Below are 11,933 nucleotides of genomic sequence, written 5' to 3'. Positions count from 1 at the left end.
ACGCCTCGCGCCGCCCGGCGGGAACTCACGGCACCGGGCAGCTCCCGGCCGCGCTGACCTCGGGCAACAGCTCCATGAGCCCGGCCACCTCGCGCCGCCGGCCGAAGTCGCTGCCGGCGAAGGAGCACCGTACCCGGTCGCGGACCTCCGGCCGTTGTTCCTGGCTGAGTTTGAACATGCTGTCGACCCCGGACACCTTGATCCGGTAGGCGCCGACGCCCGGCAGAATCTGCTGGAAATAGGGAATCGAGCCGGACATGTCCCAGCCGGCTCCGAAACGCCCCTCGAAAGCCCGCACGGTGGCCATGACCACCGCCAGCGTCTCCTCGGCCGACTCGATCTTGTGCACGGTGCCGTGCACGTGGACCGAGGTGAAATTCCAGGTCGGGGCCGCCGGATGGATGTCGTAGACGGTCGGCGAGACATAAGCGTTCGGGCCGGAGAATATCGCCAGCACCGGCATTCCGTCGGCCAGGGCCGGCCACTGCGGATTCGCCCGGTTCATATGACCGAGCAGCGTCACCGAGGTCAGATCATCGACCGGCTCGGCGGCCAGCGGATCGACGATGACGGGCACACTGGTGGCGTACGGAACCCCGTTCCGATCGCCATTGGCCACCAGTAAGGCGAGCGGGTTCGAGCGGACCAGCTCGACCGCCCACGAACTGTCCGGCTCACGATATTGACCAGGCACGAACATTGGCTTTCTCCCATTTCTCAAGACGCCGCTCACCCGAATCCGGGCCCATCTCCGAAAGATTGCCCAACTCATCTGCGCCTTGCAATCCTGAAAACGTGCTCGCGATAGTCGCGCCCGGTCAGGGCGCACAGACCCCAGGGTTCCTCGCTCCGTGGATCGAGGATCCGGAATTCGACGACCGTCTCCGCTGGTACTCCGCGGTGTGCGGTCTTGACCTGGCCTACCTCGGTACGGAGGCCGACGCCGACACGGTGAACGACACCGCCGTCACCCAGCCGCTGCTCGTCGCCGCGGGCCTGCTCGCGGCACAGGCGCTGTTCCCCGCGCCCGCGGACGTCGTGGCGCGGATCGACCTGGCGGCCGGGCACAGCGTGGGCGAGATCACCGTCGCCGCCTGCGTCGGGCTGCTCAGCCCCGAGCAGGCGATGGTCCTGGTGCGCGAGCGCGGCAGGGCCATGGCCGAGACGGCCGCCCGGAGCGAGTCCGGCATGGTCGCGGTCGTCGGGGGCGACTCCGCGACGGTCCTGGCCGCCATCCGCGACCACAACCTGGCCGCGGTCAACAACAACGGGCCGGGCCAGGTGGTCGCGGCGGGCGCGCGGGCCGACCTCCATCGGCTCATCGCCGACCCGCCGCCCCAGGCCCGCACCTTCCTGCTGAAGGTGGCGGGCGCCTTCCACACCGAGCAGGTCCAGCACGTGACCGAGCTGCTCGACGGCTACCTTCCGGCGATCTCGCCCCCCGCGCCGGCGACCCTGCTGCTGTCCAACCGGGACGGCAAGGTCGTGACCGACGGGCGCGAGGCGCTGTCGAGGATCGCCCAGCAGGTGAGCTCGCCGGTGTACTGGAACCTCTGCATGGACACCATGGTCGAGCTGGGCGTGACCGGCCTGCTGGAGCTTCCGCCGGCCGGCACGCTCACCCGCATCGCCAGGCGCGCGATGCGCGGTGTCGAGACGTTCGCGCTCAACTCCCCCGATCAGCTCGGCGACGCCGCCGCCTTCATCGGCGAACACGCACGCGGCGACCACCACCTCATCCACGAAGGAGCACCATCATGGCCACTCTCGAACAGATCCGCGTTGAATTCCCCCAGATCGTGAACGAGGTCGCCGGCGTGCCGGTGGGCGAGATCGAGCTGGACAAGGCCCTGACCGCCGACCTCGACATCGACTCGTTGTCCATGGTGGAGATCGTGGTGGCCGCCGAGGAGCGGTTCGGCGTCCGCATCCCAGACGATGAGCTCAACAAGCTCATCACGGTCAGCGACGTGGTGGATTACATCCACCGCCAGCGCGCCTGACCACGAGCCCGCGCGGCCGGACGGCGCCGATCGTGCCGGGGGCCGCGCGGGCCCGGAGCGCAACGCGGGAACGCCTCCCGTGATCAGCCGGTGAGCGGCCTCCTCGCCCTCGCCGGCTGCCATCGATTCCGCACGTGCGGGGTCAAGAAAGAGAACCACCTGCCGGCGGCCGGCCGCGCCATGCCCGGATCCGGCCGTACGGCATCGAAAGCGGCGCTATGAGCGCTCAGGAAGGATCGCCGTGAAGACCAGCGAGGAAGCGGTCGTCGTCACCGGGCTCGGTGCGACGACGCCGCTCGGCGGCGACGTGCCAACAACCTGGCAGGGGCTGCTGAACGGACGCAGCGGCGTGCGCGGGTTGCCCGAATCGTGGCCGGCGGAGCTGCCGGTCCGGATCGCGGCTCCGGCCGCGGTCGACCCGGAGGGACTTCTCAGCAGGACCCAGGTCCGGCGCATGGACCGGGGGCAGCAGTTCGCCCTCGTCGCGGCGCGCGAGGCCTGGCAGGACGCGGGGGCGCCCGACGTCGCGCCGGAGCGGCTGGGCGTCGTCGTCTCGCCGGGGATCGGCGGGGTCGGCTCGGTGCAGGCCGCCTACGAGAGCTACCAGCGCAAGGGCTGGAAGCACGTCTCGCCGTACGCCATCCCGATGCTGATGGCCAACGGCGCGGCCGGGTGGATCAGCATGGAGCTGGGCGCCCAGGCGGGGGCGCACGCGCCCGTCAGCGCGTGCGCGGCCGGCGCGGAGGCCATCGGCTACGCGATCGACATGATCAGGTCCGGCCGCGCCGACGTGGTGGTGGCCGGCGGCACGGAGAGCATCATCCTGCCGCTGTGCGTCGCCGGGTTCGCCTCGATGCGGGCCCTGTCCCTCCGCAACGACGAGCCCGAGCGTGCCTCGCGCCCCTTCGACAAGGGCAGGGACGGCTTCGTGCTGGGCGAGGGCGCGGGTGTGCTCGTGCTCGAATCGGCCGCGCACGCCCGCCGTCGCGGCGCGCGCGTCCACGCGGTCGCCGCCGGCGTCGGGCTCGCGGCCGACGCGCACCACATCTCCCTGCCCAGCGGGGTCGGTGCGCGGACGGCCATGCGGCTCGCGCTCGCCGACGCCGGCCTCCGGGGCGAGGACGTCGCGCACGTCAACGCGCACGCCACCGCCACCCCGGCGGGGGACATCGTCGAGGCCCAGGCCATCGCCGACGTCCTCGGCCACGACGACGCCGTGGTGTCGGCGACCAAGTCCATGACCGGGCATCTGATCGGCGCGGCCGGAGCGGTCGAGGCGATCGCCGCGATCCTCGCCGTCCGCGACCGGGTGACGCCCCCGACGATCAACCTCGACGACCCCGACGACGACCTCACCCTCCACGTTCCCACCGAGCCGCGCGAGCTGCTCCCCCGCGCCGGCGCACCGCTGGCGGCGATGAGCAACTCGTTCGGCTTCGGGGGGCACACCGTCGCGCTCGTCTTCACCTCGGCCTGAGCAGGCGAGGCGGCCACCGCATCCGCATGAGAGCTAGGGAGACCCCAAAGTGAGCCCGAAGGTATACGTCACCGGACTCGGCGCCATCACCCCGCTCGGCGGCGATGTCGCCTCGACGTGGGAGGGCCTGATGGCCGGGCGCTCCGGCATCACGCTCCTCACCGACCCCGAGTACGCTGATCTGCCCATACGGCTCGCGGCGCGGGCGCACTTCGACCCCGCGCAGGTGCTTCCCAGGGTCACGCTCCGGCGGATGGACCGCTACGAGCAGATGGCGATGATCGCCGCCAAGGAGGCCTGGCGGGACGCGGGCTTCGCGGACGACGATCAGCGACCACCGGGCGACCGGATCGCGGTCTCGATCAGCTCAGCGGTCGGCGGCCTGTCCAGCCTGTTGCAAGCCTGGGACGCGCTGAAGGAGAAGGGGCCGCGCCACATCTCGCCGTTCACGATCGGCAAGGTCCTGCCCGACGCCGCCGCCGCCTGGGTCAGCCTCGACCTCGGAGCCACGGCGGCGGCGGAGGCGCCGCTCGCCGCCTGCGCGTCGGGCAACGAGGCGGTCCGGCGCGGCGCGGACCTCATCCGTTCGGGCACGGCCGACGTGGTCGTGGCCGGAGCGTCGGAGGCGGCGATCCACCCGCTGATGCTGGCCTCCTTCGCCCTGATGCAGGCGCTGTCGCGGCGCAACGACGAGCCGGAACGGGCCTCCAGGCCCTTCGACAAGGCCAGGGACGGGTTCGTGTTCGGGGAGGGCGCCGGCATCCTGGTGCTCGAATCGGCGGAGCACGCGGCCAGGCGCGGCGCCCGGGTGTACGCGGAGGTGGCCGGCTCCGGGATCAACGTCGACGGTTACGCCTTCGCCACGCCCGAGCCCACGGGCACCAGCAAGGCGATCGTGATGCGGCAGGCGCTCGCGGACGCCCGGCTGGCACCGGAGGAGTTGTCCTTCGTCAACGCGCACGCCGCCTCGACCCCGCAGGGCGACCTCACCGAGAGCATGGCCATCCGCGCCCTGCTGGGGCCGCACGCGGACCAGGTCGCGGTGACCGCCCCGAAGTCCTCCATGGGCCACCTGATGGGGGCCGCGGGGGCCGCGGAGTCGGTCGTGACGGCGCTGGCGCTGCACCGCAGGGTGATTCCGCCGACCAGCAACCTGGACGACCTGGACGACGAGATCGGGCTGGACGTGGTGCGGGAGCCGCGTCAGCTGCCGGGCGGGGCGGTGGCCGCGCTGAACAACTCCTTCGGGCTGGGCGGCCACAACGTCGTGGTCGCCTTCCGATCCGTCTGACGCACAACTGAGGAAGGCCCGCCGCGGCGGGCCTTCCTCAGGTCGGTCCTCGGTCGAACGGTTTCCGCCATCGGTCTCTACGAGACACTGGTCAGGACACGCGGCTGCTGGTACGCGCTGACCGCGGACTCCAGCACGTACGTGATCCAGGCGTCCAGGCTGAAGCCCTGCGCCAGCGCCACCTCCGAGCAGAGTTCGAGCTGCGCCGGCGGCAGCAACACCTGGATGCTCTTGGCCGGGCAGTCCGGCAACTGGTCGTGCGCGACCTCGGTCCCGCGCGCCGACGCGCCGCCCGAGCGTTCGGCGTGACTGGCCTGGACCTGCTTGCGGAGGTGGTTGCGCGACCAGCCCTGCTCCTCGGCCTTGCGCAACCAGTAGTCCTGCTCGGCCGTCTCCAGGGACGCCACCTCCGCGTGGTGCGCGAAACTGAGCGCCTCCCGCCGGCGGTCCAGCTCGAAACGCCGTGCGACCCAGGCGTAGTTGCGCAACGTCTGGTAGCTCAGCCCGGTCTTCTCGATGACCTGGCGGTAGCGGCCGGTGTAGGCGGTCTCGCCGTAGATCAGCCAGTCGGCGAGCCACCACGCGGAGGAGCTGCTGATCGCGGCGAGCTCCTCCCCCAGCCGCTCCCAGGCCCGCAACGGCAGGATGCGGGGAAAGACCAGCCCCGTGCGGCCGAGCGTCACAGGACCGGCGGGGTTGAACGGAAGGGGGCGGCGGATGTCGCAGACGTTCCTCATGCCGGCGTCGGTCGTCAGCGCGCCGGTCGGGGCCTCAATCGTTCTGGCGCTCATGCGCATGTTCGATACTCCTGGTTCCGCGGAGCCTTTCTGCTGTAAGGCCTGCTGAACCGAAAGTAAGCAATCGACCTGCGGGAACGTACCCCTAACATGCCCCTGACCATCCTGCCAAGTCCCTAGGGGGCGGCCCTTGACAGACCTCAGAGCGGGATGTTCCCGTGGTCGCCCCGGGTGCGCGGCGGGCGGGCCAGCGCCTCGATGAGCCTGCTCCGCGTGGTCTCCGGAGCGATGACCTCGTCGACCACGCCCAGCTCCATCGCGCGGCCCAGCCCGCCGGACACGCAGCGGTGCTCCTCGGCGAGCACGGCGTGCAGGGCCGCCCGCTCGGCCTCCGGCGTCGCGGCGAGGGTCTTCTTGTGCAGGACGGCGACGGCCGACTCCGCGCCCATGACCGCCACCTCGGCGCCCGGCCAGGCGAAGACGGCGCAGGAGCCGAGCGAGCGGGAGTTCATGGCGATGTACGCGCCGCCGTACGCCTTGCGGATGATGAGCGTGGCCGCGGGCACCACGGCCTCGGCGAAGGCGTGCAGCAGCTTGGCCCCGCGCCGGATGACCCCGCCCCGCTCCTGGCCGACGCCCGGAAGGTAGCCGGGCACGTCCACCAGGACGACGAGGGGCAGGCCGAAGGCATCGCACATGCGGACGAACCGGGCGCCTTTCTCGGCCGCGAGCGAGTCGAGGCAGCCGCCCTTGCGGAGCGGGTTGTTCGCCACCACGCCGACGGACCGGCCGCCGAGCCGGCCCAGGCCGACCAGCAGGTTGGGGGCCCAGCGCGGATGCAGCTCCTCGAACGCCACGCCGTCGCCGCCGTCGTCCAGGATCGCGTGGACCACGGGACGCATGTCGTAGGCCCGCCGCGGCGACTCCGGCAGCAGCGCACTCGGATCGACGACCGCGCCACCCCCGGCCACGCCACTCGCGACCAAGTCCCGCGCAATCAGGTCGCGCTCGGCCAGGTCTTGCGGGGCCAGGTCTTGCGGGGCCAGGTCTTGCGGGGCCAGGTCGAAGGTGCCCTGGCGGGAGAGGAGGCCGGTGATGGCGCGGGCCCGGGCGTAGGCCTCCTCCTCGTCGGCGACCGTGACGTGGGCGACGCCCGAGTGCCGTCCGTGCACCTCGGGTCCGCCAAGCCCGGCCATGTCGACCTGCTCGCCCGTGACGCTGCGCACGATGTCCGGCCCGGTCACGAACATCCGGCCCGCCTCCGTCATGATCACGACATCGGTGAGGGCCGGGCCGTACGCCGCCGCGCCCGCCGCCGGCCCCAGAATGACGGAGATCTGCGGGATCAAGCCCGACGCCATGGTCATGGCGGCGAAGATCCGGCCCACGCCGTCCATGGACTCCACGCCTTCGGCCAGCCGCGCGCCGCCGGAGTGCCACACGCCGACGATCGGGCAGTCCGCCAGCATCGCGGCGTCGACGGCCTCGATGATGCGCGCCGAACCGGCCGCGCCGAGCGCGCCGCCCATCCGCCGGGCGTCGGTGCAGTACGCCACCACCGGCGTCCCGTCCACCGTCCCGCGCACGGCCAGCACACCGCTGTCGTCCTCCTCGTGCAGCGGAACCGGCGAACCTGCGTCCAGCAGGCGCGCGAGCCGTACCGAAGGAGCTCGGAGATCTAATTCCGCGGAAACCGTCATCGCCGTCCCTTAGGGGAGAGAAATCAGAAACCTGTTACCAGCGAAGCCGGTGGTCCCGTCACCTGCCAACCTTTCGCCACCCGTCCCGCCGGCCAGACGCCGGACGCCCTTCCGGCCCGGTCGAATAGGGGCCGCGCGCATAGCAGGACTGGGGTTGCGACACAATCGCCGCACCATTCAGACTGGATATACGTCTTCTCCACAGTGTTTCCTGCCGGTCGTGCGAACCGAGCTGGCAGCCGCAATAGCGCGCAACGTGACCGAGGTGTGCGCCCGGCGCTGACAATGGTCATGGAGGTCTGAATGACAACCCCATCCGACATCGCCGTTGGCAGGAATTCCACCGTGTTCCGCAGAAACCCAGACAATGTGCCCGCACCATCCGGCGCCCACGATCCAGAATCGCGTCGTGGCCAGGTGCTGACGACGAAAATCGGATTACAGATCCCGGTCGGGCTGAGCTTCGAGGAATGGGAGCGGGCCGGGCGGCAGCTCACCGACCTGATCGACTCCTCCTGCTGGTGGCTCGGCGACTGGCTGCTGTTCGGCAAAGACCATTACGCCGACCGGTACGAACGCGGCATCCGCGCCGTCGGCCTGCAGTACCAGACCCTGCGCAATTACGCGTGGGTGGCGCGGAAATTCAAGTTCAACCGGCGGCGGTCGGCGCTGACCTTCCAGCACCACGCCGAATTGGCGTCCCTGCCGGTGAACGAGCAGGAATTGTGGCTCGACCGCGCCGAACGCCTCAATTGGACCACCAAGCAGCTCCGCGGCGCGCTGCGCGCCGCCAAGGACAACGCCGAGCCGGTGCCTGTGAGCTCGGTGGAGGCGACCCGGCGGCTGGCGCTGCCCGGCCCCCATGTGCAGCGCTGGCATCTGGCGGCGGCGCAGTCGGGAGTCAAGCTGGAGCAGTGGGTGCTCGTGACGCTGGACAAGGCGGCCGAGCGGATCCTGAAGGAGATCGAGGTCGGCACCGGCGTCTGACCCCGGCTGCCACCGCCCCTCGCCTGCCGCGGGCGGGGGGCCGTGCCGCTTTGTCAGTGGGCCGCGGGCACCCGCTCCTGGGGTGCGCGGCCGCGCAGGCCGAAGGACTCCCGGAGGCGTCGCCGCACGTCGGCCGGGTTCTCGTGGCTGAGCTTGAACATGCCCCTCGCTCCGGTGACCTTGACCCGGAAGGGGCCGACGTCGGCCAGCATCCGGTGGAACCGGTCGACCGGCTCGTACACGTCCCACCCGGATTCGAGCGTGCGCGCGGTCTCCCGCAGCGCGCCCAGCGCCTCCTCGGGCGCGTCGATCCGCTCCACGACGCCGCGCACCTGCACGCTGGTGAACGTCCAGGTCGGGGTGGTGGCCGGCGTCACCGCGAACACGGCGGGCGAGACGAAGGCGGGCGGGCCGGTGAAGGAGAGCAGGATGGCGCTTCCGGTCTCCAGCGCGGCCCAACGGGGATTCGCCCGGTCCAGGCGCGTGAGCAGGGTCAGGCCGGCCAGATCATCCGCGTGATCGCCGATGGCCCGCCGGTCGGGAATCACCGGAAGATGGGTGGCGAACGGGCCGGCGGCGGGGCTGTCATTGATCACCAATAACGCCAGCGGGTTCTTGCGGATGAGCTCCAGCATCCACGACCCGTCCTGTTCGCGATGCCAACTCGGTACGTACATCCCGATCACTCCTTTCGCTATCCCGGATAAACCCACTATTGCTGTCCTGTCGCCGGGACAGCAACCCCAGAGACTGCCACGGCGGAACCCCTGCGCACCTCCGGGCAACCCCTACAAGTTCCCCCTGGAAAGGCTTCCCCACCCCTAGGGGCCACCCGTACCGTGTTGTTCAGCGCACCACGGAGAACGAGGTGCGAGACGGCCACGGAACATCCGAGATGGGGAAATGCGAATGAACATGCCCGAGTCTGAGACGTACGATGTCGTCGGCATCGGCTTCGGTCCTTCGAACCTGTCGCTGGCGATTGCCCTGGAGGAACAGCGATCAGATGTGCGAGCCGCCTTCTTCGAGCGTCAGCCGAAATTCGGCTGGCACCGGAACATGCTGCTCCCATCGGCCACCATGCAGATTTCTTTTCTTAAGGACTTGGCCACTTTCCGCAATCCGCTGTCGCGATACACGTTCGTTTCCTTTCTGCACCAGTCCGGCCGGCTGACGAGCTTCGTCAACAACCAGGACTTCTTCCCGACGCGCCAGGAGTTCCACCAGTACCTGGAATGGGCGGAGAAGCACTTCGCCCACCAGGTCTCCTACGGCTCGGAGATCACCTCGATGCGGCCGGCCCCCGGCACGCGGGAGTACGTGCAGCTTGAGGTGCGCGACACGAGCGGCTCCGGCAGCAGGTGGGTCAACGCGCGCAACGTGGTCCTCGCGACGGGCCTGGTGCCGCGGATGCCGGCCGGCATGGCCCGCGACGACCGGGTCTGGCACAGCTCGGAGTTCCTCGGGAAGTACAAGCGGATGGACCCCGCGGAGTTGCGGAACGTCGCGGTGGTCGGCGCCGGCCAGAGCGCCGCCGAGATCACCAGGTTCTTCCACGACTCGCTGCCGCACGCCCAGGTCCACTCGATCATGCCCTCGTACGGATACTCCGTGGCCGACGACACACCTTTCGCGAACCAGGTGTTCGACCCCGACGCCGTCAACGACTACTACTACGGATCCGACCAGACGAAGGACTCCTTCTGGCGCTACCACAAGAACACCAACTACTCCGTGGTCGACGACGACGTCATCAGGGACCTCTACCGGCGCTCCTACGACGAGGAGGTGCACCAGGCCAGACGCCTGCACTTCCTGAACCTGACCAGGGTGACCGAGGTCAAGCGGGTCGGTGACGAGACCCGCGTCCTGCTGCACTCGCAGCTCGGCAAGGAGTCCGAGCTCGACGTCGACGCGCTGGTCTTCGCCACCGGCTACGACGCCATGGAGCCCGGCCGCCTGCTGGGCGACCTCAACGAGCACTGCCTGCGCGACGAGGCCGGCCGCCTGCGGCTGGAGCGCGACTACCGCATCGTCACCACCCCCGACGTGCACTGCGGCATCTATCTGCAGGGCGGCACCGAGCACACCCACGGCCTGTCGTCGGCCCTGCTGTCGAACATCGCCGTGCGCAGCGGCGAGATCGCCGACTCGGTTCTGGAGCGGCGGGCCACGACGCGGACCCTGCGGCACCGGATCCCCAGCCAGGTGACCAGTGACGCCGCCTGACCCGGCGCCCACCCGCCCGGCCCGATCCCGGGCACTCCCCTCCCGGACGGCCTCGTCCCGCGAGGTGCGCTCCGCCGAGATCCCACCAACCGGCGCCTCATTCGGCGGGGCTCCGTCCACCGGGGCCTCAACCCACGGGGCTCCGTCCCGAGGCGGCGCGACCCCCCGGGCGCCACCCAGCCGAACCGCCCCAGTCAAGAAATTTCAGGAGAGGAGCCGACATGTCCCCGTACAACGACGTGCGTCACGACCGGCTCCCGCGCCCGGCGACGACCCGGCGCGCACGCCCTCCGCTGACCACGCACCGTGGCTTCGCGCCGCTGGATCACAGCGGCTCGAAGCCCGCCGGGCGGCTAGCCGAGGAGACTGCGCAGGATCAGCGACACGGCGGCCAGGGCGACCATGACCAGCACCGCGCCCTGGATCCAGCGCTGCTCCAGATGGCGGCGGACCCGCGCGGAGACCAGGAAGCCGGCGCCCACGAAGGGGAGCAGGACCAGACCGCCGACGATCTGCGTCCAGCTCAGCGAGCCCATCAGCGCGACGCACGACAACGACAGCAGGCTGCCGAAGGTGGTGAAGACGCCCAGGCTGCCCCGCATGGTGGGCGCGGACGAGCCACGGTAGACCAGCGCGATCAGCGGTCCGCCGATCGCCGCGGTGGTCCCGGCGACGCCGGCGAACATGCCGGAGGTCACGAGGGTGAAGCGGTTGCGCGGCAGTCGCGACGGCGCCAGCGCCACCACCACGGCGACCAGCAGGATGACGGCGCCGTTGAGCAGGCTGAGCCCTTGCACCGTCGCGATCGCCGCCGCCCAGGCACTGCCCGCGGTGCCGACCAGCCGGCCGCCGAGCGCCCAGCGCAGTCCGCTCCAGTCGGCGTGCCTGGCCTCGTCGGCCACGGTGAGCACCGCCAGGCCGAAGGCGACGACGAGCATGGCGCCGGGCATGAGATCGGGTTCCAGGAGCTGGACGACCGGGGTCGACACCAGTGCGAGTCCGGTGCCGGTGCCGCCTTGCAGGACGGCTCCGATGAAGACGGCGATTCCAGACAGCAGCAGGATGGCCAGGTCCGGCATGGCGACACCTCCCCAACCTCGGTCGTGTCACCTCCCACTGAACAAGGAGCCGCCCGCGCACATAACCCAGAAAGCACCCCAGACCACCAGCTCAATCCACATACCGCATAATTCGGACTTCCGCAAAAACGCGACGAGCCCTCCGACGGCCATTCCCGGCAAAAATTCGAGGGCCGTTACGCGAGCTACTCCTCACGTAACGGCCCTCCAGCGTGGGGCACGGCTCTCCGACCAGGACACCACCTCATCGCGGGCTAAAATCCCTGCAACACCGACACTTCAAGAGTAAGCCGCCCATATCTGCTGTAAAACCCCAACCACCCCCTAATAAGGATGGCCTGGAACTAGCAGATTGCTCCTCAAGAAATCATTCCGGACCGGGCGGAAAACCGAAAAGGACAGCGGTCGCCGCCCCTCCCCGACTTCGGGG

General features: G+C 70.3%; 11 protein-coding genes. 6 read left to right on the top strand and 5 right to left on the bottom strand.

Annotation, left to right across the window (positions count from 1 at the left end):
• Positions 1-25: 25 nt before the first annotated feature.
• Entirely contained in the window at positions 26-700 is a 675-nt protein-coding gene (locus ACWD0F_RS49450; RefSeq protein WP_449889746.1) for an FMN-binding negative transcriptional regulator, read from the bottom strand.
• Between the two features lie 95 nt (positions 701-795).
• Here ACWD0F_RS49450 and ACWD0F_RS49445 point away from each other — a divergent pair, with 95 nt between their 5' ends.
• The 4 genes from ACWD0F_RS49445 (at position 796) to ACWD0F_RS49430 (ending at position 4,771) form a co-directional block, all read left to right on the top strand.
• Positions 796-1,803 (top strand): ACP S-malonyltransferase, encoded by a 1,008-nt coding sequence (locus ACWD0F_RS49445; protein ID WP_449889745.1) that lies wholly within the window; start codon positions 796-798, stop codon positions 1,801-1,803.
• Positions 1,758-2,003, top strand: a complete 246-nt coding sequence (locus ACWD0F_RS49440) for an acyl carrier protein (RefSeq protein ID WP_449889743.1) — start codon at positions 1,758-1,760, stop codon at positions 2,001-2,003. The genes ACWD0F_RS49445 and ACWD0F_RS49440 overlap by 46 nt, the downstream gene beginning before the upstream one ends.
• 241 nt (positions 2,004-2,244) lie before the next feature.
• Positions 2,245-3,480 (top strand): beta-ketoacyl-[acyl-carrier-protein] synthase family protein, encoded by a 1,236-nt coding sequence (locus tag ACWD0F_RS49435; protein ID WP_449889741.1) that lies wholly within the window; start codon positions 2,245-2,247, stop codon positions 3,478-3,480.
• Between the two features lie 49 nt (positions 3,481-3,529).
• A complete protein-coding gene (locus tag ACWD0F_RS49430; protein WP_449889739.1) occupies positions 3,530-4,771 on the top strand; it encodes a beta-ketoacyl-[acyl-carrier-protein] synthase family protein in 1,242 nt (413 codons plus the stop codon).
• A gap of 77 nt (positions 4,772-4,848) precedes the next feature.
• On the opposite strand, the gene ACWD0F_RS49425 is transcribed toward ACWD0F_RS49430, so the two are convergent.
• Positions 4,849-5,562: an LmbU family transcriptional regulator gene (locus ACWD0F_RS49425; RefSeq protein ID WP_449889738.1), complete on the bottom strand. Its 714-nt coding sequence runs from the start codon at positions 5,560-5,562 to the stop codon at positions 4,849-4,851.
• Between the two features lie 146 nt (positions 5,563-5,708).
• Positions 5,709-7,208: an acyl-CoA carboxylase subunit beta gene (locus ACWD0F_RS49420; protein WP_449889737.1), complete on the bottom strand. Its 1,500-nt coding sequence runs from the start codon at positions 7,206-7,208 to the stop codon at positions 5,709-5,711.
• Positions 7,209-7,625: 417 nt separating this feature from the next.
• Here ACWD0F_RS49420 and ACWD0F_RS49415 point away from each other — a divergent pair, with 417 nt between their 5' ends.
• The gene (locus tag ACWD0F_RS49415) at positions 7,626-8,195 is read left to right on the top strand and encodes an LmbU family transcriptional regulator (RefSeq protein WP_449889736.1); all 570 of its coding nucleotides are present in this window, start codon (positions 7,626-7,628) and stop codon (positions 8,193-8,195) included.
• 53 nt (positions 8,196-8,248) lie between these two features.
• Here ACWD0F_RS49415 and ACWD0F_RS49410 read toward each other — a convergent pair whose 3' ends face one another.
• On the bottom strand, positions 8,249-8,872 hold the full coding sequence (locus tag ACWD0F_RS49410; protein ID WP_449889735.1) for an FMN-binding negative transcriptional regulator: 624 nt from the start codon (positions 8,870-8,872) through the stop codon (positions 8,249-8,251).
• Between the two features lie 226 nt (positions 8,873-9,098).
• On the opposite strand from ACWD0F_RS49410, the gene ACWD0F_RS49405 reads away from it, so the two are divergent.
• Entirely contained in the window at positions 9,099-10,424 is a 1,326-nt protein-coding gene (locus ACWD0F_RS49405; protein ID WP_449889734.1) for a lysine N(6)-hydroxylase/L-ornithine N(5)-oxygenase family protein, read from the top strand.
• A gap of 353 nt (positions 10,425-10,777) precedes the next feature.
• Here the strand turns inward: ACWD0F_RS49405 and ACWD0F_RS49400 are convergent, their stop codons facing one another.
• Positions 10,778-11,503: a TSUP family transporter gene (locus ACWD0F_RS49400; RefSeq protein WP_449889732.1), complete on the bottom strand. Its 726-nt coding sequence runs from the start codon at positions 11,501-11,503 to the stop codon at positions 10,778-10,780.
• Between the last annotated feature and the right edge of the window lie 430 nt (positions 11,504-11,933).

Source organism: Nonomuraea sp. NPDC002799, from assembly GCF_053592075.1.
Note: the sequence above shows the minus strand (reverse complement) of the source record. Positions and strands in the feature narration are given on the sequence as shown.